The organism is Mobilicoccus sp., assembly GCF_032060985.1.
Classification (GTDB): domain Bacteria; phylum Actinomycetota; class Actinomycetes; order Actinomycetales; family Dermatophilaceae; genus Mobilicoccus.
Map to the genome: position 1 here is coordinate 49,144 of NZ_DAMBGD010000011.1, position 22,935 is coordinate 72,078.

Sequence of the window (22,935 nt, forward strand, 5' to 3'; positions counted from 1 at the left end):
GGTCATTCGCCTCCGGGCGGGTCAGGCGGCGCGGCGACCCGCGCCTGCGTTCGACTGCACCTGGTGGTACAGGCCCTCGAACCGGTCCAGTGTCTCATCGAGACTGTGCCGACGGACGATCTCGCGCCCGGCCTGCCCCATCCTGTGACGCATCTGTGGGTCATCGAGCAGGCACTGCAGTCGCTGGGCCAGTTCGTCGACGTCACCCGGCGTGTAGAGCCACCCGTTGCGGCCGGGGTGGACGAGGTGTGGGAGCGCCATCGCGTCGGCCGCGACGACGGGTTTGCCCGCCGACATCGCCTCGAGCGTGACGAGGCTCTGCAGCTCGGCGACACCGGGCATGCAGAAGATGTCGCTGCGCCCGTAGGCCTCGAGGAGTTCACTCTCCGTGACGAACCCGCGGAACGTGGCGCGGTCCGCGAGCCCGCGCTCGCGCACCTGGGCCTTCCACTGCTCACGCATCGTGCCGTCGCCGACGATCTCGAGCTCGAACGGGGTGCCGGGGGCGAGGCGCGCGCAGGCGTCGATGAGCTCACCGACACGCTTCTCCTGGTCGAGGCGGCCGACGAAGAGGATCCGCGGCACCTCGTGCGCGGGCGCCGCCTCGGTGGCGGCGGCGTACGGGGCGGCGTCGATGCCGCAGGAGATCGGCAGTGCGTCGGTGATGCCGGCTTCGCTCGCCAGCAGCTCGGTCGCGCGCGGGGTGGGCGCGGTGACGACCTCGGCGGCCGAGAACACGCGGGCGAGATCGCGCCAGGCGAGTCGGCAGCCGAGCGCGGCGATGCGGCCGTGCACGGGGACCGGCAGCTGGTCGGTGAGGTTCTCCGGCATGAAGTGGTTGGTGGCGATGAGCGGGATGCCGAGCGCGGCGGCGCTGCGGCACGCGTAGCGACCGACGACGAAGTGCGCCTGCGCGTGGACGACGTCCGGCCGCACTCGCTCCACGACGTCCTGGACCTGGGGGCCGATGTGCCACGGGAGGCAGACCCGGAACTCCTCATGGAAGGGGTAGCGCACCGACCGGACCCGGTGGACGATCACGCCGTCGCGCTCCTCGATGCCGACCGGGCCGGTCGTCGACGGGGCGACGACGTGAACCTCGTGCCTGCGCCCGTGCAACCCGATGGCGAGACGCTCGGCGAACCTCGCGGCGCCGTTGACGTCGGTGGGATACGTGTCACACCCGATCAGGATTCTCACTGGGGGTGCTCCTCTCGTGTGGGTGCCGGGTGCTGCGTTGACGTGGTGGCGGGGTCGAGTCGCGCCGTGGGATCGGACCGGATCGTGCGGACGAGATCGCCCTCGGAGTGCCGGGCGGTGGGCGGACCCGGGGCATCCGGGGGGCGGTGGCCGTCGGGCCCGCCGGTGGGGTGAACGGTGGCGGAGGCGTGGAGGGTTCCCACGTCGTCTCGGATGACGGGAACGTCACGACCTGCGGGGACGTCGCCGCGGACGGCGGGGACACCGCCGCGGAGGTCGGGGACGTCGGGCGTGGCGGAGGACTCGGGGCTGACGCCGGCGGGATCGACCTCGTGGTGCGGGTGGCCCTCGGGGTGGTGACGGGCGAGCAGGAGCACGCCGACGGCGGCCGCGAGCCCGGCGATCACCATTACGGCGTAGTGGAGTGAGGAGAGACGGGCACCCTCGCCGAGGAACGCGATGCCGAACAGCACGGCGACGATGGGGTCGACGACGGTGAGGCTGCCGAGGACGACGGCGGGCGGACCGTTGGCGTGGGCGTGCTGGATCATCCACCCGCCGACCGCGTAGGCGACGAGGATCGCCACGGTGTAGCCGAACACGTGCCAGGAGAGTCCGCCCTGGTGGATGAGCATGGTGTCGGTCCGCAGCAGGGCCGAGGCGAGCCCGTAGACGACGGCCCCCGCCGACGCCCAGGCCACGCACCGCGACCACAGGGGCCCGAACGCGCCGACCGCGGCGAGGACGAGCGCGAGCGCGCCGATCCCGAGGGTCGAGATGGCGATCTCGACGGCGTCGATCTCGGAGGCGTTGTCGCCGTCGCTCGCCGCGGCGAGGACGAAGGCGACGACGGCGAGGACGGTGACGGTCACGGCCAGCATCACGGTGCCGGGCGGGCGTCGCCGCGCCGCTCGCGAGGCGATGAGCACCGCGAACGGAATGGCGAGGACTCCGACGGGTTGGACGATCGAGATGGGCGCGAGCGCCAGCGCGACGGCGTGGAGGGCGCCCGCGAGGACGATGATGCCCACGGAGCCCAGCCACGTGGGGTTGCGCAGGAGGGAGGACATCGCCCTGCCGCCGACGAGGCGCTGCCCCGACGACCCGGCGGTGTGAGCCGTGACGGCTCGTCCCACCGCCGTGGACTGCACCGCGGCGCCGATCGCGAAGAGCACCGCCGCGATCGGCGCGAGCGCGAGGGCGATGACGATGAACAGGGCGGACTCCTTCCGCGGCGCTGGGCTGTGCTCGTGGATGTCGCCCGCCCCCGGAGAACGACCGACCGTTTCGGGGCCAGTCTAGGCGGGCGTGTGGAGCCCGCCTCGCCCTTCTCCCGCCGCCGAGGCACCGTTCACCTGCCGTCCAACTGCCCGGTGGCCTGCGGTCGGAGGCGCGCCGCCGAGGCGGCCGGTCACGGATGGTGGCGTGGACGACCGGCGTCGGGATAATGCACGCGTGGCAGATGCGGTGGTGGGGGAGCGGACGGGGCGGGAATCCACGCTCCTCTCCGCCGACGACGAGGCCGGATCCTCCACCGCGCCCGACAGGCTCGTCACGGCGCGCCTGCGCTGGACCGGGTTGTTCGGAGCCGGTGTGCTCGGATTGTCGGCCCTGTCGCCGAGCTTCATCCCCCGCACCTGGTGGATGACGGCCTTCAACCTCGCGCTCTGCCTCACCCTCGGGTACGGCGTGGGAGTGCTCATCGCCTGGCTCCTGCGGTTGTTCGCCCGGCGGACGGGTCTCGTCGTGCAGATGCGCGCCGGGGCCGTGCGACACGTGCGCCTCGGTTTCGGTCTCCTCGTCCTCGCCCTCCTGGTCGACGGCGTGCGCCGAAGCATCCTGCTGCAGGACGACATCGCCCGCCGGATCGGAGCCACACCCTTCCCCGTCTCGGACCACCTGCTCGGCATCGCCGCCGGGGTGGCCGGATTCGGCCTGCTCGTGCTCCTGTTCCGTGCCCTGCGGGGATTGTTCCGGTTCGTGCGGCGCGCCTCCCAGCGCTTTCTGCCGGGGCTCCTGTCGGCCGTGATCTCCCTCGCGCTCGTCGTGTGGCTCGTCGTGTTCGTCTCGAACGACGTGTTCTTCGCCCAGTTCGTCGAGTACGCCTCTCGCAAGGCGGCACAGGTGAACGCCGAGACCCCACCCGGGCGGGTGCCGCCGACGGAGTCGATCCGCTCCGGCGGACCGGGATCGCCCGAGACGTGGGACACCCTCGGTCGTCAGGGTCAGGCGGTCGTCGCCGACGGTCCGCGCCGGGCGCGTATCGAGCAGGTGACCCGGGAGAAGGCGATGGATCCGATCCGGGTCTACGCGGGCAAGCGCGGCGACCGCACCCTGGAGCAGACGGCGGACGCCGTCGTGGCCGAACTCGAGCGCACGAAGGCGTTCGACCGCTCGGTGCTCGTCGTGATGATGCCCGCCGGTGAGGGCTGGATCCCCGAGTGGCACCCGAGCGCCGTCGAGTACCTCACCCGGGGGAACAGCGCGATCGCGTCGATGCAGTACACGTACCTTCCCAGCGCCCTCGCCTACATCACCGACCAGGACACCGCCGAGAAGGCGGCCCGCGTGCTGTTCGACAAGGTCGAGGCGGCGGTCGACCGTCGGCCCCCGGGCGCACGGCCCAAGCTCTACATCGCGGGGGAGTCCCTCGGGGCCTACGGCGGGCAGGCCGTGTTCGCCGACAAGAGCGATCTGCTGAGACGCGTCGACGGGGCGATGTGGACCGGGACGCCGCGGACGAGCGGGTTGTGGCGGGAGCTCACCGCGCAGCGTCGGGCCGGGTCGCCCGAGGTCGCCCCGGTCATCGACGGCGGCCGCCACATCCGCTTCATCACCGAGCGGCAGAACGCCGTCAACGACTTCTACGGCCGGCCCCTGGGGCAATGGCGCACTCCTCGGATCGCGTTCGCGCAGAACCCGACCGACCCCATCGTGTGGTGGTCCCCCGACCTGCTGTGGCGCGAGCCCGACTGGCTCCGTGAGCGGGCGAGCACCCGCGTGACGAGTTCGATGCGGTGGATCCCGTGGGTGACGTTCAGCCAGATCGCGAGCGACATGCCCCGATCGGTCCGCGTGCCGGGCGGCGAGGGCCACCGCTATCAGGAGGACCTCGTGCCCCTGTGGGCGGGCGTCCTCGGACAGGACCCGATGGCCGACTACGGCCCGATCCAACGGGCCATGCGCGCCGACGACCGCATCTTCTGAGGCGCCCCTGGCCCGCGCGCCCGGGTCCCTGCCGGCCCCGGCGTCGTCGCGTCTCCTCATGACCTCATGACCTCGGGTGCGAGCCGGTGACGGGCAGCGGGCCGGTGGCGCCGCCGGCGGTGCGCATGGCCTCCAGCACGTCGCACGGCACGAGGGGAAAGCGTGCGTGGATGGGCAGGCCCCGGCACCGCACGCTGCTCTCGGCGACGACCTCCCGAGGGGAGGCGGGGCCACCCTGACCGGTCCAGCTCGTGCCACCGAGGGCGGCAGCGACGTCGGCCCGCAGCCGCGGCGGCCACCCGGAGGCCTCGGCGTGGGCGATCTCGTGGGCGATGGAGGCCTCGGTGTACTCCGCCGTCTGCCCGTCGACGACGACGATGCGCCTCGTGCGCCGGTCGCCCATCGACGACCCGCCCTCGACCGGGGACCATTCGGGTGGGAGGGCCGCCCGGCATTCCAGCGTCCACCCCGCGGGGAGCTGGTCGGCGTAGCGGCGGGCGAGATCGGTGCACGGGCCCCTGCCGTCACCGGCACCACCGCCGTCATCGCCGTCAGCGACACCATCGCCGTCAGCGACACCACCGACGTCAGCGACGCCCGCGTCGGCACCCTCTCCTGCCACGGGGTCCGCACCCCGACGCTCCGGTCTCTCCGGGTCGGCGCCCGCGAGGTGCGCCCCGCCGCCGAGGACGAGGACGACCAGGACGAGGAGCGCGGCGAGACCCCCGGCCCCACTCGCACGCAGGGGTCCACGGCGAGATGAGCCGTGGCGAGACATCTCACGTCGAGCTGCCTGGCGGCGGGATGCGTGGCGGCGAGATGCGTCAGGTCGAGATGCGCGGCGGTGGAATGACACGGTGACCTCCGGGACGTCGTCAGGTCACCAGGCTGCGACCTCGGCCCGAGGGGTCGTGTCGTCGTCCACAGCACCCGGCGCGGGGGCGACGTCACGGGTGGGGTTGTGGATATCCCCGAGCGTCGTGGGGGCGCGCTCGGGGACGTCCTCGACGATCCGGGGGAGTCAGTCCTGTGGGTAGATCGACATCCAGGGGCGGTGCATGCGGAACCGCAGACCGGACATCTCGCTCGGGGTGATGGCGACGACGTGCTGCTTCTCGGAGCGGATCCACGGGCGCAGGCGCAGCTGGTCGGCCCAGCGCGCCTCCTCCTCGGGGAGCTCGGCGGCGGAGCCGCGCACGATGACGCTCGAGGCCCACTCGGAGCCGATGTCGTCGATCTCGAACGCGACGGTGCCGCCGCGCAGGACTGCGGACAGTTTGCTGCCCTGGGCCGTGCGGAAGACGAGGCGGCCGTCGTCGACGGCGTAGTTGATGGGCACGATGGCGGCCTCACCGTCGAGGGTGTAGGCGAGGCGTCCGAACTCCTCGCGCTTCAACAGTTCCCAGCATTCCTCCCGAGTGAGGGAGGCGACATCGGTGGGCATGTGAGGTCCTCGCCGAAGGGGGCCGCGCCGGTCGCGGCCGGGTTCCTCCAGCCTAGGGGAGCGGGGTCCGCGTTCGCTCGGCACCACACCCGCGTTCCCCGACCAGGACGTCCGTTCCGTAACCTGGCTCCAGTCTCTCGGGGGCCAGGGCTCGTCGTGTGTCGTCACGGTGCCGGTCCTCCCCCGGCCGCCCGCCCGCGGAGGCGTTCGCGCCCGCGGTCGTGGGCCTCACCTGCGAGCTGGAGCAACCGACGCTCGTTTCGACCACGTCGCTGAGGAAAGAATCATGACCTCGAACAATCCGTCATCGTCTCAGGGCTCACCGCCCACGTCGTCACCGCTGGACCACGCCCCCGACGCCTCGAGCGCCCCGGCCGAGGCTGCCTCCGAACGTCGGGGCTCCGGCGCCTACTGGCCCGTCCTCGGCCCCTCGGGGGCCATCATCGTCGTGTTCGTCCTGGTCGCGGCGCTGCTGCCGGGCCCCTTCAACGCGTTCCTGCAGGGGATCAACACGGCCGTCGTCAACAGCATCGGGTGGTACTACGTGCTGCTCGTCGCCGGGTTCGTCGCGTTCAGCCTGTACTGCGGGCTGTCCCGGTACGGCGACATCACCCTGGGGAACGACGACGAACCCCCCGCCTACCGGGTGTTGCCGTGGTTCGCGATGCTCTTCGCGGCCGGCATGGGCATCGGTCTCGTGTTCTGGGGCGTCGCCGAGCCGCTCAACCACGTCGCGCACCCCGCGCCGGGGGAGCCGGGTCTCGACGTCGATCCCGCCGCCGCTGCGCAGAACGCGATGGCGACGACCTACCTCCACTGGGGTCTGCACGCCTGGGCGATCTACGCCGTCGTCGGCCTCGCCGTGGCCTACGCCGTGCATCGCCGCGGTTACCCGGTCTCGATCCGGTGGGCCCTGGCCCCCGTGTTCGGAGACCGCATGCGCGGGCGTCTCGGTGACCTCGTCGACGTCGTCGCGGTCGTCGGGACCCTGTTCGGTGTCGCCACCTCGCTCGGCTTCGGCGTCGTCCAGCTCGCGGCGGGGCTCACCGACATCGGCATCATCGGCGAGGCCGGCATCGGCATCATCCTCGTCCTCACCGCGGTCATCAGCGCGCTCGCGCTGCTCTCGGTCGTCAGCGGCCTCGACGTCGGCATCAAGTGGCTCTCCACCGGCAACCTCGTCCTCGCCGGCGTCCTCATGGTCGCGATCCTCGTCCTCGGGCCGACGCTGTTCATCCTGCGCGAGTCGGTGCAGAACCTCGGTACCTACCTCTCCCGGTTCCTCGACCTGAGCTTCCGCACCCTGCCGTTCCGCGGCGAGCCGGGCGAGACGTGGCTCGGGGCCTGGACGACGTACTACTGGGGCTGGTGGATCAGCTGGTCGCCCTTCGTCGGCATCTTCATCGCCCGCATCTCCCGCGGCCGGACCGTGCGCGAGTTCGTCCTCGGCGTGCTGCTCGTGCCGACGCTGCTCACCTTCTTCTGGTTCTCCGTCCTCGGTGGCACGGCGATCTACCAGCAGCTCACCGGGGGTGGCCTCATCGCCGCCGACGGCAGCGTGTCCACCGAGGGGGCGTTGTTCCAGATGCTCCGTGAACTGCCCGGCGCACCCGTCCTCATCGGGTTGTTCCTCCTCCTGCTCACCGTGTTCTTCGTGACGAGTTCGGACTCCGGCTCGTTCGTCGTCTCGATGCTCAGCGCCGGTGGCGACCCCGCACCCCACGTGGGCATCCGCGTGTTCTGGGGTGTGCTGCAGGGCGCCGTCGCCGCGGTGCTGCTGTGGGTCGGAGCCCGGGAGGGAGCCCTCACCGACGGTCTGGGGGCGTTGCAGACGATGGCGATCCTCGTCGCGGCGCCGTTCTCGCTCATCATGATCGCGATGTGCGTCTCGCTCACGCGTTCCCTTCACGAGGAGCACCGCCGCACCCTGCGACTGGAGCGGGCGGCGTTCCGTCGTGAGCTCGCCCTCGAACTCGCCGAGGGGGACGAGTTCGACGTCGTCCGTACCTCCGGGAGCACCGCCCTCGGGGAGACGGCCGCCGGGGATTCTGCGGTCCGGGATTCCGCTGTCGGAGACACCGCCGCGGGCAAGGGCGAGACGCCCGACCGCCGACCGGTCTCCCGACCGTCTCCGGAGCAGCCGCCGGCCCTCTCCTGACCGGCCCGCGACCAGTCCTTGACCGACCGCTGACCTGCTGCTGAACTCGGCGTTCTCCGCGGGTGCCGCCGTCCCCGTCCTCCCACGGGGATGGCGGCACCCTTCCGTCGTCGCCGACGACGAGCGCGACTCCATGTGCCGAGGCCGTGATCGTCGTGGGAGGGTGTGCGATGCCGGTGGGTAAGATCGTGCGACTTTCGGCCCGACGCCGGTGTCCTTCGAAAGGAACCTTCATGAGCGAGAACGCGTCGTACCGCCTCACCAACGTCTCCATCCTGTCGGTGAGCACGGTCGAAGCACCCGAGGTGGTCACCTCGGATCAGCTGGACGAGATGCTTCGGCCGGTGTACGACTCGACGGGCATGCTCGCCGGGCAGATCGAACGACTGGCCGGCGTCAAGGCCCGCCGCTGGTTCGGCAAGGACGAGGACTACACCGACGCCGCGGTCGAGGCCGGCGCCAAGGCGCTCGCCGCCGCGGGCGTCGACGCCTCGCGCATCGGGGTGTGCATCAACGCCTCCGTCACGCGTCCCCACCTCGAGCCGGGCATCTCCGCCAAGGTGCACGCCGAGTTGGGGTTGCCCCGCTCGTGCGTCGCCTTCGACGTCACCAACGCCTGCCTCGGGGTCGTCAACAGCCTCCAACTCGTCGGCACGATGATCGACGCGGGACAGATCGACTACGCGCTCATCGTCGCCTCCGAGGGGGCGCGGCAGATGCAGGAATCCTCCATCGAGCGGCTCTGTGCGGGCGGCGCCACCAAGCAGGACGTCAAGGACGCCTTCGCGACGATGACGCTCGGCAGCGGGGCGGTCGGGCTCGTCCTCGGCCGCACCGACGCCCACCCCGAGGGGCACCGCGTCATCGGCGGTATCACCCGCGCCGGCACCGAGCACCACGAGTTGTGCATCGGTGGCATGGACGGGATGCGCACCGACAGCCGGGCGCTCTTCGTCGAGGGGCTCTCCCTCGCCACCGACGCGTGGAACGACGCCAAGCAGGAGTGGGACTGGGACGACATGGACTGGTACGTCGCCCATCAGACCTCCACGACGCACATCGCGGGGTTGTGCAAGACCCTCGATCTGCCGATGGAGCGGTTCCCCCTCACGATCGACAGCTACGGCAACATCGGGCCGGTCGCCCTGCCGTTCACCCTCGGGATGACCCAGGACTCGATCGCGAAGGGCGACCGGGTCCTGCTCATGGGCATCGGCTCCGGCCTCAACACCTCCTTCACCGAGGTCGCCTGGTGATCGCGACCGACGTCGATCGGGCCCGCGCCCTCCGGGAGCGTCTCGTCTCCTTCCCCGGGCTCGACGCCGCCTGGTCACGGCTCGTCGACGCCGTCGACGCCGACGGCGTCGAGCGCACCTGGCACCTGCTCGACACGCACGCCGACCGCGACGCCTCCGACGTCCACGGCGTGCTGCTCTGCGTCCACGGCAACCCCACGTGGTCCTACCTGTGGCGACGCCTCCTCGCCGAACCGCCCGCCGGGTGGCGCGTCGTCGCCGTCGACCAGCTCGGCATGGGGTTCTCCGACCATCCGCGGGGGTCGCTGTCCTCGCCGCGGACCCTGCAGCAGCGCATCACCGATCTCGCCGGACTCACCGAGGTCCTCGACCTCGGGCCCCGGGTGGTCGCCGCCGGCCACGACTGGGGCGGCATGGTCGCGACCGGCTGGGCCCTCGAACACCGTGCGCAGCTCGCAGGCCTCGTCCTCGCGAACACGACGGTCTGGCACGACTTCGACGAGGGGCTGCCCCTCGCCCTGCGCTTCGCGATCACCGCGCCGACGCTGCGCGCGGGAACGGTCGACACCCCGGCGTTCGTGCGCGGCACGACGGCGATCAGCAGCCCCCGCCCGCCGCGGCGGGTGCGTGACGCCTATGCGGCGCCGTACGGCTCCCGCGCCGAGCGGGAGTTCGTCGGCCAGTTCGTCGCCGACATCCCCACCGAGGAGGGCGACCCCACCCGCGCGACGATGGCGGGTCTCGCCGCCGGTCTCGTGGCACTCGGGCAGGAGGTCGACCCCGTGCCGGCGCTGCTCCTGCGCGGACCCAAGGACCCGGTGTTCTCCGAGGAGCACCTTCGTGACCTGCGGCGTCGCCTCCCGCACGCCGACGTCCACCGCTACGAGGGCGCGTCCCACCTCGTCGTCGAGGACGCCCCGCGGGCCGCCGCCGACATCGCCACGTGGATCACCGCTCGGGTGGACGGCGAGGTCCCGCATGCCGACGACCCCGCCGCCGCGCCCCGGCCGACCGGCAGTGACCTCGCCGTGGGCACCTCGGTCCGGCCCTGGGCCGGACTCACCCGCATGGCCCGGGAGAAGCCCGGCGCGTTGTGCGTCGCCGAGATCCACGACGGGGAGACGACGTCGTCGGTGACCTTCGGCGAGCTCGAGGAGGCCGTCGAGCACGTCGCGCTCGGCCTCCGCGACGCCGGGGTGCGCCCCGGTGACCGGGTCGGCCTTCTCGTCGAGCCCGGGATCGACCTGTCCACCGCCGTCTACGCCTGCTGGCGTGCGGGCGCGGTCATCGTCGTCGCCGACGCCGGACTCGGGATCGGCGGCATGGGGCGCGCCCTGCGCGGCGCCGGCACCGACCACGTCGTCGCGATGCCCAAGGCACTGCCTGCCCTGCCGCTCATGCGCGTCCCCGGTCGCCGGATCGTCGCCGGTGACGTCTCGACCGGCGTCCGATGCGCCCTGTCCGTCGACTCCTCGATGGGCGAACTCCGCGAGCGCGGGCGTGCCCTGCAGGCCGCCGGGGCCGTCATGCCCGAGGTGCTCACGGGGGACTCCGACGCCGCCGTGCTCTACACCTCCGGCGCGACCGGCCCGAGCAAGGGCGTCGTCTACACCGTCGACCAGATCCGGGCCCAGGTGGGGGGCTTCGGGCACATCTACGGGCTGCGCCCCGGGGGCCGCCTCGTCGCGGCGTTCGCGCCGTTCGCCCTCTACGGCCCGGCGCTCGGCGTCGCCGGCATCGCGCCCGACATGAAGGTGACGGCGCCGGCGACCCTCACCGCCGCCGCCCTCGCCGACGCGGTCCGCATCGCCGAGGCCACGACGGTGTTCGCCTCACCCGCCGCGCTGCGCAACGTGCTCCGCAACGGTGGCGACGTCACCTCGGCCCAGCGCGAGGCGCTCGGACGCATCGAGGTCCTCATGTCCGCCGGCGCCCCGGTGCCGGCCTCCCTCCTGCGGGCGCTCCGCGACGACCTCATGCCCCGCGCGGAGATGCACACGCCGTACGGCATGAGCGAGTGCCTCCCGGTCTCCGACATCACCCTCGAGGAGATCGAGTCGCTCACGGGCCCCGACGAGGGCGTGTGCGTGGGCCGCCCGATCGTCGGGGTCTCCCTCGCCGTCGCGCCGCTCCCGGCCGACCACGACGGCGAGGATGGACCGCTGACGAGCGACGCGGGGGTCGTCGGAGAGATCTGCGTGCGTGCCCCGCACATGCTCGACCGCTACGACCAGCTGTGGGCGACGACCCACGCCGCCGAGCGTCACCCGCTCGGGTGGCACCGCACGGGCGACGTCGGGCACCTCGACGCCGACGGACGCCTGTGGGTGGAGGGGCGCCGCGTCCACGTCGTCCACACCCCGCAGGGTCCGGTCACCCCGGTCGGGCTCGAACAGCGCGTCGAGGCGCTGCCGCAGGTGGCCTCGGCCGCCGTCGTCGGTGTCGGTCCCGTGGGCGTCCAGCAGATCGTCGTCGTCGTCACGCTCGAGGGTGAGGCGACCGGCGGCGAGGAGTCCGCGGACGGGGTGACCGCCGGCGCAACCGCCGGGGCGACGGGTCCCGGCGGCGTCCTCCGGCTCGGTGCGTTGCGATCCCTCGCGAGCCACGTCGCCGCGGCCCGCAGCGCACCCCGGGTCCTCGCCGACGACGACCTCGCCTCGGCCGTGCGCGAGTCGACGGACCTCCCGGTCGCGGCCGTGCTCGTGCGGACCTCGATGCCCGTCGACATCCGCCACCAGAGCAAGATCGACCGCGCCGAGCTCGCCGACTGGGCCGCCGAGATCCTCAGCGGAAGGATCGAGCGATGAAGGTCCTCGTCACCGGCGCCTCGGGCATGCTCGGCGGCGGCGTGGCCCGCGCGCTCGCCGCTCGCGGCGACGACGTCACGGTGTTGCAGCGCCGCCCGAGCGGCCTCACCGACCTCGGCCTCCGGGAGGTCCTCGGAGACCTCGTCGACCCCGAGGTGCTCTCCCGCGCCACGGCCGGCCAGGACGCCGTCGTCCACCTCGCCGCCAAGGTCAACGTCCTCGGCCGCTGGGAGGACTACGTCCGCGTCAACGTCGTCGGCACCCGCACGATCCTCGACGCGGCGCGGCGCCACGACGTGCCGCGCTTCGTCCACACCTCCAGCCCGTCGGTCGCGCACGCGGGTGACTCGATCGTCGGCGAGGGCGCCGGCCCCGCCGACCCCGAGCGGGCCCGCGGCGACTACGCCCGCAGCAAGGCCCTCTCCGAACGCATCGCCCTCGCCGCCGACGCCCGCAACGCCCGTGACGGGGTGGGCCCGGCGGTCTGCGCCGTGCGTCCGCACCTCGTGTGGGGGCCCGGGGACACCCAGCTCGTCGCCCGCGTCATCCGGCGGGCGCAGGAGGGGCGGTTGCCGGTCATCGGCTCGGGCGCCGCTCTCGTCGACACCACCTACGTCGACAACGCCGTGGACGCGTTCGTCGCCGCTGTCGATCGGTGCACGGACGTGCGGGGGGAGTCCTTCGTCGTGACGAACGGCGAGCCCCGGCCGGTGTCGGAGGTCTTCGCCGCCTGGGCCCGCGCCGGCGGCGCCGACCCCGCACCCACGCGCATCCCGACGCGCCTCGCCTACGTCGCCGGTAGCGCCGTCGACGCGGTGACCGCGGTGCGGGAGCGGATCGGCACCGTCGACGGGGCCGACCCACCCCTCACGCGCTTCCTCGTCGAGCAACTCACGACCGCGCACTGGTTCGACCAGCGCCGCACCCGCGAGGCCCTCGGCTGGACCCCCCGCGTGAGCCTGGACGAGGGCTTCCGCCGCCTCGCCGCCGCCCACGCCTGAACCGGGGATCCTGACCCGGGGACCCCGTCATCCGCACCCGCCTCCCCCACCCCCCGACCGGCGGACCCGAGACCGGATGACGTCATCGGGGTTTCCTGCCGGACCGGAGGGCGGGGTGGTGGGGGTGGTCGGTCGGGTCAGGTGCCGACGATGCCGCCGTCCTTGCGCCGGATGACGACCGTGGCCGAACGGGGACGACCGGCCGGGTCGTGGTCGGGCCAGGAGGACACGGCCTGCGGCGCGGCCGGGGTGGGCTCACCGATCGCCTTGGTCGCCTCGCCGGGGTGCTGGATGTTGACGAACAGGTTGCGGCGGTCGGCGGTGCCGGTGATGCCGGTGATCTCGGCGCCCTTGGGGCCGGTGAGGAACCGGCGGATCTCGCGGGTGCGGGGGTCGGCGCAGAGCATCGCGTTGTTGCCGAGGTTCTCGTACTCCTTGAGCAGCTGCTTGCTGTTGGAGACGTCCGTGGCGATCCACAGCCGGCCCTCGGGGTCGAAGTAGAGACCGTCGGGGGAGCCGAACGCGTCGCCGTTGATGTCGACGGCGGGGTCCTTCGTCGGGTCGCCCGCGAGAACGAAGATGTCCCAGTCGAACTCCGTGCCGGTCTTGTCATCGTGCCGTTCGGTCCACCGGAGGATGTGGCCGTAGACGTTCTTCTCGCGCGGGTTGGCCGGGGTGGGGCCGGAGGTGCCGTTCGTCAGGGTGACGTACAGCTGACCGGTGAGGGGGTTCTCCTTGATCCACTCGGGGCGGTCCATGGGGGTGGCCCCGACGGCGTCGGCGGCGCGGCGGGTGCGGACGAGGACGTCACCCTGGTCCTTCCAGCCGTTCTTCTCGGTGAGCGGACCCTGGCCGAACACGAGGGGCAGCCACGTGCCGGTGCCGTCCTCGTGGAACTTCGCGACGTAGAGCGTGCCCTCGTCGAGGGGCGAGCGGCCCATGCCGCGGGCGACGCGCCACGGCCGACGGCTCACGAACTTGTAGATGTACTCGCCGTTCTGGTCGTCGCCGGTGTAGGCGACGACACGGCCACGGCTCGTGGAGAAGTGGGCGTTCTCGTGCTTGACGCGACCGAGCGCGGTGCGCTTGACGGGGGTGTGGTCGGGGTCGAACGGGTCGATCTCGACGCACCATCCCCAGCGGTACTGCTCGTTGGGGTCCTTGTCGGTGTCGAAGCGGGCGTCGGCCTTCTCCCACGAGTAGAACGAGGCACCGGGCTCGATGCCGTACCGCTTCTTCTCCTCGGTGGGCGTGTGGGCGGTGTCGGCGGAGCCGAAGTAGTCGGCCCAGTTCTCCTCGCACGTGACGTACGTGCCCCACGGGGTGTCGCCCATCGCGCAGTTGGCCATCGTCCCTCGAGAGGGCGTCTTCGCCTGGAGGCGGGGGTCGCGTGCCGCCGGACCGGAGAACACCACGGGGGTGTTGGCGTGCACGCGGCGGTTGAAGGCGGAGTCGGTGTGCGTCCAGCCGCCGTCCTTCTTCTGCTCGATGGCGATGACCGTGACGCCGACGGCGTGCTGGTGCTTGCGCACCTTCTCGAGGGTGACCTTCTCCATGCCGTCGGTCGTGAGGAGCGAGGGGTCGGTGTACTCGTTGTTGAGGACGAGCAGGCCGGCGCCGTGGTCGTCGTGACGACCTCCCCGGCTCTTCATGCGGCCGCGGGTGTCGAAGGGGAAGAAGTGCTGGCCGTCGTGGTTGTAGCCGACCTGAACGGCCTGCTCACGGCTGGAGTTCGACGCGTTCTTCTTCCAGCGCGGGCCGTCGGAGTGCACCGGTGTCCCCCACGGGATGAGGACGTCGGCGGTGTAGCCCTCGGGGACATGGACGTCGTCGTCGGTGCTGACGGGGATCGCGGCGAACCCCATGAGGGGACGACGACGGCCACCCTTGCCGGCGACCACGTCGGTCGTGGTGGCCGCGGGAGGCGACGCCTGGGCGGCGGGTGCGCCGGCGAGGAATGCGACGGCGGCGACTCCCAGCGATCCCCCCAGGACGTGGCGACGGGACACGTCGGCGGCGACGACGTCGCGCAGGTGCCGGTTGCCGCTCGGGTTGGTGACGATGTCGTCGCGGTCGAGTTGCTCGCTCATGAGGACCTCACGGTGTCGGGGGTGCGGCGAAAACGAGCGCGGGTAGCCCCGATTCACCCGTTCGCGGTCGGACGTTACGGATCGGGGGTGACACCGGACGACCGTTCGGACGAACGGACGGTGGCGCCGAGGTGACGCGCCGGTGGCCCGGCGACCGTCCCTCTCGGCCCGGGTGGCCGCCGACGTCAGCGCGAGGCGGGTGCCTCACCGAGCGTGCCCTCGACGGACGGCTCGGCGACCGCCGCGTCCAGGGCCGCACGCGCCTGCGCGTGTGCACGGGCGGCGTCCTCACGCTCACCCGTGGCCTCGGTCGCGGCACGGGCGGCGGCGTCGGCCTCCTGTTCGGCCGTCTGCAGCAGGAGGGCCAGTTCGTCGCGCCGTCGGGACGCCTTCTCCGCGCACCGCCGTGCCTCGGCCTCGACGAGCGAGGCCCGGGCGAGCTCCTGGTCGGTGCGGTCGAGCTCCTCCCGGCATCGCGCGAGGTGTCGGCGCCGACTCGCCTCGGCCTGCACGACCTTCCGGTCCGACGTCTGCCGGCCCGACGCCCCCGGCCGCGATGTCGCCCGGCTCGACGGTCCTCGGCTCGAGGGTGCCGAAGACGACGACGGGACCGCCGAGGATGTCGCTGCGCCCTCGGCCTCCGCGTTGCGCGCCTCCCCGGCCTCCGTGTCTGCGGCCTCCGCCCCGCGCGCGGCGTCGGTGGGGTCGTCGGCGCGGTCGGTGTCGTCGTGGGTCCGTGGCTCGACCTCCCCCCGGGGAGAGGCCGGGCGCGAGGCCTGCACGACCCGCTCGGCGACGGCGTCGGAGACGTCGACCTCGCCGAACCCGGCGTAGTCGAGGGTGCGGACGAGCATGCCACCGGCGACGGCGTCGGCGGCGGCCTCGTCGGCGAGGGCGGCGACGGCCGTCGACCGCACGCCGGCCGCCGCGTCGACGCTCAGGGGGTGGCCGTGGGAGTCGGCGACGAACCGGGCGGCGCGGGTGAAGGACTCGAGGACGCGCTCGCGATCGGCCCTCAGCTCCTTGAGCCGGGACATGTCGAGTCGGGATTGCGCCTCGCGCATCCGCCTCCCGACGTCGAGGAGCGCCTCGACCTCGACGGGCCGGTCGCGAACGAGCCGGTTGACCGCCCACGCGGCGACCCCGGGCTTGCGCAGGGACCCGATCCGCGCCGCGCTCTCCCGATCACCGGCCTCGCGGGCCTCCTTGGCGAGTCGACTTCGGGTGGCGACGAAGTCCGGGGGGTCGGCCGCGTAGAGCTCGTCCAGGACGTCGGCGCCGATCATGACCCCCATCGTCACATCCGACCGCGTCGTCGGCGGTCGGCGAGGTCTCGGCGCGTCATGCCGGTCGACGCGGCGCCGGGCGCCGTGTCGAGGACGAGGTCGGTGAGCACCGGGCCCGGTTCGAGGGTGATGCTGTCGGACCCGAGGGCGATGTCGTGCTCGTGCAGGGCGGTGAGGACGGCCCGGATGACGGCGTGTCGGGCCTCCCGAGTCTCGAGCTGCCGCGCGCCGGACCAGAAGCGCAACTCGAGGCGCACCGAGCCGGCCTCGACGCCGTCGAGGAGGGCCTGCGGGGCGGGGTCCTCCATCACCTCACCGAGCCCGGTCATCGCCTCGACGGCGACGCGGCAGGCCTCGGTGGGGTCCCCCTCGATGTCGAGGCTGAGGGGGACCGAGGATCGCACTGCCTCGAACCCGGTCTGCACCGTGACGATCTCGGAGTGCAGCACCGAGTTGGGAACGACGAGCAACCGACCGTCGAACGTACGGATCGTCGTGGAGGACAGGCGCATCGACATGATCTGCCCCCGGTGGTCCTCGACCTGGATCTGGTCGCCCACGCGGAACCGGTCGTGGGCCAGGATGACGATGCCCGCGAACATGTTGCCGAGGACGGTCTGGAAGGCGATACCGGCCGCGATCGAGACCACGCCGACGCCGCCGAGGATGTCGACGGGTCGGACGCTGGGGAACAGGACGGTCAGCGCGGCGCCGATGCCGACGAACACGAGCGCCCACGAGGAGAGCCGGGCGAACACCTCCGCCGAACTCGGGCCGCGGCCCCTCCACCGCAGCACCGCCTTGACGAGGTGCCGCACGACCACGGCGAGCACGAGGGCGATCGTGAGCGCGATGAGGGCGTAGACGACGTTCTCGGCGGTGACCTGCGGCATCCCCAAGGGGTTGGGGTTGGGGGTGTTCACGGCGTGCCCTCCTTGAGCGGATCGGGCGGCAACGCCTCGAGAAGGCGGTCGATGACGGCGTGATAGCGGGGGAGGGCGACCTCCCGGAGGTCGGTGAGGACGCTCTCGAGTGCCGAGGGGATCCGCGCGGTCTGCGCGCCGTGGAAGGCGACCTCGGGGATGACGAACTGGAGGAAGTCCTCGACCGTGCGGGGGCGGTGGACGACCCTCACCACGCCGTCGTGGGTGATGAACGCGCTGGGGGTGAGGCGCTGGACGAGGAGGCGCAGGACGCGGTGCATCTCGTTGATCGCCTGGATGGCGGTCGTCGGGTCGTTGATGCCCGGCGAGAGGGCCCGCTCGGCGATGTCCATGAGTTGGCGGAGCCCGAAGCCGACGTCGTCGAGGTCCGACTCGGTGCCGAGCGACACGGCCCTCGCGACCTTCTCGCCGACCTCGGCGGCGGTGTCGTCGCCCTCGTCGTCGGAGCCGTCGTCGACCCCGTCGTCGCGTCCGTCCCTCCCGTCGGGATCGTCGTCGGTGCGGGCGGCGTCCTCGTGCGGGCCGGTGTTCTCGGTGTCCGCGATGTAGGGGGAGCCCTCGCTGCCCGTGCCGTCCTCGAGGTGCCCCTCGTGTCCGTCGCCCTCGGCGTCGGCGTCGCCCCCACGGGGAAGCGGACCCCACACGTGACCGATGACGGCCCCGTCGGGGACGAAGTCACCGATGAGGACGTCGAGCACGACGACGACATCGCTCTCGGCCGCGAGCTCGGCCAGGCCGACATGGTCGACGTGGGTGACGCGGCCGTGCCGATCGCCGACGGAGATCGCGCGCCGCGGCGTGCCGGGCGCGGGGGACCACGTGGGTCCACCGCCCTGGACGTCGGTCTCGGCGTAGGTGTCGCCGACGACCCGCATGGTCCGATCACCGACCCTCGAGATCATCGTCCCGACGTGGATCGAACTCGTCACGTGGTGGATGAACGCGAGGAAGGCGCCCATGCTCGCGAGGACGAGGAGCAGCGCGAGGGTGACGGACACCCGGGGGACGAAGACATCGGTCGCGGCGTCCTCGGTGCGGACCGACCGCAGCACGGTGAGCGCGTAGACGAACGAACTCATGAAGACCGCGAGCGTGCCCTGGACGATGCGGCTGGCGAGGAACACCCCGACGAGACGGGGCGTGAACTGACTCGAGGCGAGCTGGAGCACGACGAGGGTGATGGAGAAGACGAGACCCGTCACCGAGATCATCGCCGACGCGATCGTCGAGAGGATGTCGCTCGCGCTGTCCGCGCTGCCACCGAACAGCCACCACGCCACGTCGCCGACCCGCTCGAGGATGAGGCGCTCGACGTGGGGAGCGACGACCCCGGCGATCGCCGCGAAGAGCACCGCGGCGACGGGGACGGCCCAGAACGGCCGCCACATCCGCGTCCACAGGCTGGGCCGGCGAGCGGCTCTCACATCCCCCCGACGCCGTTCGATCGACGGACGGTCGTCGTCGCCGCCACCGCGGCCGGAGCCGTCGTCGTCCTCGCGGCGGGCGTCGACGCGGTGGTCGCCGTTCCTTCGGTCCGGGTGTGAGGTGCGCGTCATCTGGTCCTCTTCTCGTCGGTGTCCCCATGGTGGGTCATCCCCGCAGGTCGCGCCCGTGCTCGAGGGTGGCCGGGACACCGGGACGTGCGCGGCTCGTGCGCCCGGGGCGGGACCGGCGAGCTCGGGTTCGTGCCCGGGGCTCCGGCGGGCGGTCGCTCCTGCGATGCTTGCCTCCATGGATCGAACATCCCGCCCCGGTTGGACCGATCACGCGATCTGGTGGCACGTCTATCCGCTCGGGTTCACCGGCGCACCCATCCGAGACGTCACCTCCCGGGAGGTCGATCACCGGCTGCCCCACCTCACCTCGTGGGTGCCGCACGCGGTCGAGCTGGGGTGCTCGGGGTTGCTCCTCGGGCCGATGTTCGATTCCACGAGTCATGGCTACGACACCGTGGACTACCTCCGCCTCGACCCGCGCCTCGGGGACGACGCCGACGTCGACGCGCTCGTCGCCGCCGCGAAGGAGGCCGGGCTCCGGCTCGTCCTCGACGGCGTCTTCAACCACGTGGGCCGGGAGCACCCCGCGTTCCGGCGGGTCCTCGGCGAGGGTCCGTCGGCGCCGGAGGCGGACTGGTTCCGGCTCACCTGGCCCGGCGGGCCGGAGGCCTGGGCCCCCGGTGTCGAGCCCGAGTACGACACGTTCGAGGGCCACGGTGGTCTCGTCTCCCTCGACCATTCCTCCCCTGCCGTCGAGCAGCTCGTCGTCGACGTCATGCTCCACTGGCTGGGTCGCGGAGTCGACGGATGGCGCCTCGACGCGGCCTACGCCGTGCCTCCGGAGTTCTGGGCCCGCGTCCTGCCCCGGGTGCGCGAGTCCTTCCCGCAGGCCTGGTTCCTCGGGGAGGTCATCCACGGCGACTACGTCGATATCGTGCGGCGCAGCACCATCGACTCCCTCACCCAGTACGAGCTGTGGAAGGCGATCTGGAGCAGCCTGCTCGACGTGAACTTCCACGAACTCGCCTGGTCCCTGACCCGCCACGAGGAGTTCACGCAGACCTTCGTGCCGCAGACCTTCGTCGGCAATCACGACACGACCCGCATCGCGACCAAGGTCGGTGACGAGCGCCTCGCCGTGCTCGCCGCGAGCATCCTGTTCACCGTGGCGGGCATCCCCTCGGTCTACTACGGCGACGAGTACGCCTTCGCCGGGGAGAAGACCGAGGGGTGGAGCGGCGACGACCAGGTGCGTCCGGTGTTCCCGGAGTCGCCGGCTCAGTTGCGTCTCGGTGGGTGGATGTACGAGCTCCACCAGCGCCTCGTGGGCCTGCGCCGTCGTCACCCCTGGCTCGTCGACGCCGTCACGACGACGCGGGAGGTCACCAACGACCGGCTGGTGTACGCCTCCCGCGCCCGCCATGGCTCGCCGGGGGAGGAGATCGTCGTCGAGCTCCGCCTCACCCCGCCGGCGGTGCTCGTGCGCGGCGCCCGCGGCGAGGAGTTGTTCTCCTACCGGGGCTGAGGCTCCGGCGGGATCGGGTGTCCGTCGGCGTCGACCGGTTCGGGGACGGCACCCGCGGGGCCGGAGGTCGGCGCCGGCCCCGCCCACTGGCTCACGAGGATGCCCGCGAGCATGAGTCCGAAGCCGGTGGCCTCCCGCCAGGTGAGCGGCTCGGCGAGGATGAGGATCCCGCCGATCGCCGCGAACACGGCCTCGAGGGAGAGGATGATCGCGGCCGCCGCCGGGCGGGCGTCCCGTTGCCCGAAGACCTGCAGGGTGTAGGCGACCCCGACCGACAACGCGCCGCCGTAGAACACCGGCGCGAGCGCGTCGGGCAGTCCCGCGAAGAGCTCGGGCCGCTCGAAGATCAGCGCCCCGCCGAGGCTGAGCAGTGCGGTCGTGGCGAACTGGAGGGCCGAGAAGCGCAGCGGGTCCAGGCTCGTGTACCGGTCGACGAGGAGGATGTGCGTCGCCCAGAACACCGCGCTCACGAGGACGAACCCGTCGCCGGGGGCGAGGGTGAACCCCTCCCGCACGGAGAGCACGTAGAGACCGCCGGCGGCGAGGAACGCCCCGAGCCAGGTCGTCACCGTCGTCGAGTGCCGCAGGAACATGCCGAGGATGGGCACGAGCACGATGTAGAGGCCGGTGATGAAGCCCGCCTTGCCCGCCGTCGTCCAGTTGAGCGAGTACTGCTGCAACGAGGACGCGACGAACAGGACGCTGCCGGCGATCATCGCGGGACGCAGGGCCGCGACCGTGCGCTCGCGGGACGTTCCTCCGGGCGCGGCGGCGAGCGTGCCCCTGGCACGGAGCCGGTTGACGACGACGATGACCGGCAACAGCGACACCGACCCGAGGGCGAACCGGGAGGCGTTGAACGCGTAGGCGCCCATGTGGTCGGCGCCCATGCGCTGCGCGACGAACGCGAATCCCCAGATCGCGGCGGTGAGAAGCAGGAGCAGGTTGCCGCGGAACCGAGGGGTCATGGTCGCATCGTAGGAGTCGCCGACTGGCGAGGAGGCGCCGGATCTGACTGACTTGAGCGACCGGACCACCGCCGGCCCCGCGCCGGCCCCCAGGAGGAGACCCATGGACATCTGCGACGTCATCCAGCGTCAGCACGACGAGCAGCGCACCGAGTTCGCGATCCTCGAGCAGTGGCCGCGGGACGACCACGAGGGGCTCGCGGCGATCTGGCGGCGACTCGCGATCCTCCTCGAGACCCATGCCCTCGCCGAGGAGAAGCACTTCTACCCCCAGCTGCTCGCCCTCGGCACGGGCGGCGCCGACGCCGGCGGTGTCGACGACGAGGTCGAGGACGCCATCGGCGACCACAACAGCATCCGCGACGCCGTGAGCAGGGCCGAGAAGGCGAGCGTCGGGTCGAAGGAGTGGTGGACGGCGGTCGTCGACGCGAACGTCGCGAACAGCAGGCACATGGGGGAGGAGGAGCGGCAGGACCTCGCCGACTTCCGTCAGCAGGCGAGCCTGGAGCTGCGGCACGAACTCGCGATCAAGATGCTCCGCGACATGGCGTTGTCGGCGGCCGAGGGGATCGAGCCGACGAACCGCGACCCCGAGACCTACGTCGAGACGGAGAAGGACGGTTCGCTCGGGGCCGACGACGCGAACGCCGAACTGCCCGACACCTCCCTGCGGGCGAGCGAGACCGAATGACGTGGCGTCCGGCCGCGCCTCGTGGCCGGGCGCACCGTTCCCCGGCCCGCCGGGATCGGCGTGGTGAGGGTCAGGCCACGTCCTCGGCGCGGTCGTAGGCGGCATCCCGCGTCGTCCCCGCCCGCCGCCCGGCGGGCACGGCCGAGGTCGAGCGCACGCGTGAGTCCCCGAAGGTCCACAACCGGTTGAACAGGAACGACAGCGGGGTCACGCAGACGATCATGATGAGCTGCGCCCAGTAGCTCTGCGTGCGCAGACCGGAGGACCCGTCGAAGAACGCGGGGTCGAGCACGAGGGGCGAGTAGGGGTTCGTCAGCAGGGTGAGGATCACCGAACCGATGAGCTGGGCGAGCAACCCGACGAGGAAGAAGCGCGTGAACCGGGTGCGGCTCGTCCGCTCGCCCGCGCGGAACGTCCAGACGCGGTTGAGTTCGAAGTTCCACAGGTTGGCGACGACGAACGAGAAGAACGAGAACGCGTGGATCCACCGGATGTTGAAGTCCGTGGGCCACAGCGGCACGAGGACGTCCTGCGGGTCGGCGGGGAGCAGCTTGTGGATCACGACGAAGGCGATGAGGTTGACGAAGAACCCCGACCCGCCGACGAGCGCGAACCGCACCATCTCGCCGAGGTGACCGACGGTCAGGCGGTGTGCGGGCATCGGAGCTCCTCGGGGTGGGCGGCGGTCGAGGGCGACGGTCCGTGGGTGCGCCGCCCCGGCCGTCCTCCGGCGACCGGGGATCGACGTGCAGGCTACCGGCCCCGGCTCCATGTGGGCTGGACGGGGTCGGGTGCACCTTGCACGATGCGCGGCATGTGTGCGTAAGGTAAGGCGGCCCTTGGTTAGGGCGACCTAAGCGGA

General features: G+C 72.3%; 17 protein-coding genes. 7 read left to right on the forward strand and 10 right to left on the reverse strand.

Features of this window, described 5'->3' with window-relative positions; genetic code table 11:
* Positions 1-21 precede the first annotated feature (21 nt).
* Positions 22-1,200 carry a glycosyltransferase gene (locus RT054_RS10095; RefSeq protein WP_312722369.1) on the reverse strand — a complete coding sequence of 393 codons (1,179 nt, stop codon included), beginning with the start codon at positions 1,198-1,200 and terminating at the stop codon, positions 22-24.
* Positions 1,197-2,375, reverse strand: coding sequence for a hypothetical protein (locus RT054_RS10100; protein ID WP_312722367.1), 1,179 nt, complete (start codon positions 2,373-2,375; stop codon positions 1,197-1,199). Before RT054_RS10100 ends, RT054_RS10095 begins: the two co-directional genes overlap by 4 nt.
* A gap of 280 nt (positions 2,376-2,655) precedes the next feature.
* On the opposite strand from RT054_RS10100, the gene RT054_RS10105 reads away from it, so the two are divergent.
* Entirely contained in the window at positions 2,656-4,407 is a 1,752-nt protein-coding gene (locus tag RT054_RS10105; RefSeq protein WP_312722365.1) for an alpha/beta-hydrolase family protein, read from the forward strand.
* A gap of 64 nt (positions 4,408-4,471) precedes the next feature.
* On the opposite strand, the gene RT054_RS10110 is transcribed toward RT054_RS10105, so the two are convergent.
* On the reverse strand, positions 4,472-5,185 hold the full coding sequence (locus RT054_RS10110; protein ID WP_313023398.1) for a hypothetical protein: 714 nt from the start codon (positions 5,183-5,185) through the stop codon (positions 4,472-4,474).
* A 243-nt stretch (positions 5,186-5,428) separates the two neighbouring features.
* Complete coding sequence (locus RT054_RS10115) at positions 5,429-5,851, reverse strand: pyridoxamine 5'-phosphate oxidase family protein (protein WP_312722363.1); 423 nt, start codon at positions 5,849-5,851, stop codon at positions 5,429-5,431.
* Positions 5,852-6,137: 286 nt separating this feature from the next.
* Here RT054_RS10115 and RT054_RS10120 point away from each other — a divergent pair, with 286 nt between their 5' ends.
* From RT054_RS10120 to RT054_RS10135, 4 genes are all read left to right on the forward strand, one after another.
* Positions 6,138-8,009, forward strand: a complete 1,872-nt coding sequence (locus RT054_RS10120) for a BCCT family transporter (RefSeq protein WP_313023401.1) — start codon at positions 6,138-6,140, stop codon at positions 8,007-8,009.
* A 233-nt stretch (positions 8,010-8,242) separates the two neighbouring features.
* Positions 8,243-9,265, forward strand: coding sequence for a 3-oxoacyl-ACP synthase III (locus RT054_RS10125; RefSeq protein WP_312722361.1), 1,023 nt, complete (start codon positions 8,243-8,245; stop codon positions 9,263-9,265).
* Positions 9,262-12,072: an alpha/beta fold hydrolase gene (locus tag RT054_RS10130; protein ID WP_313023403.1), complete on the forward strand. Its 2,811-nt coding sequence runs from the start codon at positions 9,262-9,264 to the stop codon at positions 12,070-12,072. The genes RT054_RS10125 and RT054_RS10130 overlap by 4 nt, the downstream gene beginning before the upstream one ends.
* Positions 12,069-13,073, forward strand: coding sequence for an NAD-dependent epimerase/dehydratase family protein (locus RT054_RS10135; protein WP_313023404.1), 1,005 nt, complete (start codon positions 12,069-12,071; stop codon positions 13,071-13,073). Before RT054_RS10130 ends, RT054_RS10135 begins: the two co-directional genes overlap by 4 nt.
* 137 nt (positions 13,074-13,210) lie before the next feature.
* Here RT054_RS10135 and RT054_RS10140 read toward each other — a convergent pair whose 3' ends face one another.
* The 4 genes from RT054_RS10140 to RT054_RS10155 form a co-directional block, all read right to left on the reverse strand.
* Positions 13,211-15,163, reverse strand: coding sequence for a PhoX family phosphatase (locus RT054_RS10140; RefSeq protein ID WP_313023405.1), 1,953 nt, complete (start codon positions 15,161-15,163; stop codon positions 13,211-13,213).
* A gap of 185 nt (positions 15,164-15,348) precedes the next feature.
* Positions 15,349-16,449 carry a hypothetical protein gene (locus RT054_RS10145; RefSeq protein ID WP_313023406.1) on the reverse strand — a complete coding sequence of 367 codons (1,101 nt, stop codon included), beginning with the start codon at positions 16,447-16,449 and terminating at the stop codon, positions 15,349-15,351.
* Between the two features lie 11 nt (positions 16,450-16,460).
* Entirely contained in the window at positions 16,461-17,372 is a 912-nt protein-coding gene (locus tag RT054_RS10150; protein ID WP_313023407.1) for a mechanosensitive ion channel domain-containing protein, read from the reverse strand.
* Positions 17,369-18,949 (reverse strand): DUF2254 domain-containing protein, encoded by a 1,581-nt coding sequence (locus RT054_RS10155; RefSeq protein ID WP_313023408.1) that lies wholly within the window; start codon positions 18,947-18,949, stop codon positions 17,369-17,371. The genes RT054_RS10150 and RT054_RS10155 overlap by 4 nt, the downstream gene beginning before the upstream one ends.
* A gap of 175 nt (positions 18,950-19,124) precedes the next feature.
* On the opposite strand from RT054_RS10155, the gene RT054_RS10160 reads away from it, so the two are divergent.
* Positions 19,125-20,414 (forward strand): alpha-amylase family protein, encoded by a 1,290-nt coding sequence (locus RT054_RS10160; protein WP_313023409.1) that lies wholly within the window; start codon positions 19,125-19,127, stop codon positions 20,412-20,414.
* On the opposite strand, the gene RT054_RS10165 is transcribed toward RT054_RS10160, so the two are convergent.
* Entirely contained in the window at positions 20,402-21,382 is a 981-nt protein-coding gene (locus RT054_RS10165; protein ID WP_313023410.1) for a DMT family transporter, read from the reverse strand. The genes RT054_RS10160 and RT054_RS10165 overlap by 13 nt on opposite strands.
* 103 nt (positions 21,383-21,485) lie before the next feature.
* Here RT054_RS10165 and RT054_RS10170 point away from each other — a divergent pair, with 103 nt between their 5' ends.
* A complete protein-coding gene (locus tag RT054_RS10170; protein ID WP_312719153.1) occupies positions 21,486-22,073 on the forward strand; it encodes a hemerythrin domain-containing protein in 588 nt (195 codons plus the stop codon).
* Positions 22,074-22,143: 70 nt separating this feature from the next.
* Here the strand turns inward: RT054_RS10170 and RT054_RS10175 are convergent, their stop codons facing one another.
* On the reverse strand, positions 22,144-22,734 hold the full coding sequence (locus tag RT054_RS10175; RefSeq protein WP_312719152.1) for a GtrA family protein: 591 nt from the start codon (positions 22,732-22,734) through the stop codon (positions 22,144-22,146).
* Positions 22,735-22,935 lie beyond the last annotated feature (201 nt).